1 protein-coding gene is annotated in these 798 nt (G+C 60.5%); it reads right to left on the bottom strand.

All coding sequences use genetic code 11. From position 1 onward, the window contains the following. On the bottom strand, positions 1 to 798 hold a 798-nt coding region (locus tag EN994_RS33670; RefSeq protein WP_127308267.1), incomplete at both ends, for an HAD-IIB family hydrolase.

Raw genomic sequence — 798 nt, 5'->3', positions numbered from 1 at the left:
GGGTGAACGGTGATCAGGATTGTGCCAGGCAATTCCAATGACAGAACCGCCCGCGTATCGTCGCGCCGCTTGGGCAGAAGATGATGCGCTTCATCGATCACGAGCCAGTGCGGTCTCGCGGTGCGCCGGCGGAAACTGCTGAGGCCAGGCAGCAGGTCGGCAAAGAAATCCGGCCTCTCGTCGACCCGCAGGGCCAGTCCATTGACGACTATGTTGCTGTCGGCCTTGGCGATCAGATCGAGCACTTGCGCCTTTGTCGGCGCGCTTGAGCCGTCTCCCAGGCGAACGGCGCCTTCGAGGCCATCATAGTCGCCTTCGGGATCGAAGACACAAAACTGAAAGCCGCTTTCGACGAAGCGTTCGGTCAGCGCGGTGGCCAAGGTGGATTTACCGATACCGGAACTCCCGGCAATGAGGATCGTGTCGCTCGGCGACAGGTAGGTATCATCGCCGCCAGATGATCCAAGAACGATGCCGTCATGGCGCTTCGGCACTATCGCGTGATCACGCTTTATCAGCTTTGCGATCAGTTGCTCCACGCCTTTGCCTCGGGCGCCAGGCATGATCAGGTTGGCTGTATCCTTGACCGCCGGAATTGCATTGTCGACGGCGACGCTGCAGCCACAGGCTTGCAGGAACGCATGATCGTTCTCGGCGTCGCCGACGCCGACGACGTTGTGCGGCGAAAGTCGAAGGTCCTGAAGGGCCGCGGCGAGCCCGGTGGCTTTGTTGATGCCGCTCGGCAGGATCATCACCGCGCCCTTGTTGAAGATGATTTCCAGTTCGAGACCCATCTTC

It is taken from the genome of Mesorhizobium sp. M7A.F.Ca.CA.002.09.1.1, assembly GCF_003998555.1.
Classification (GTDB): Bacteria; Pseudomonadota; Alphaproteobacteria; order Rhizobiales; family Rhizobiaceae; genus Mesorhizobium; species Mesorhizobium ciceri.
The sequence above is the reverse complement of the archived record's forward strand: the minus strand, read 5'-3'. Positions and strand labels throughout refer to the sequence as shown.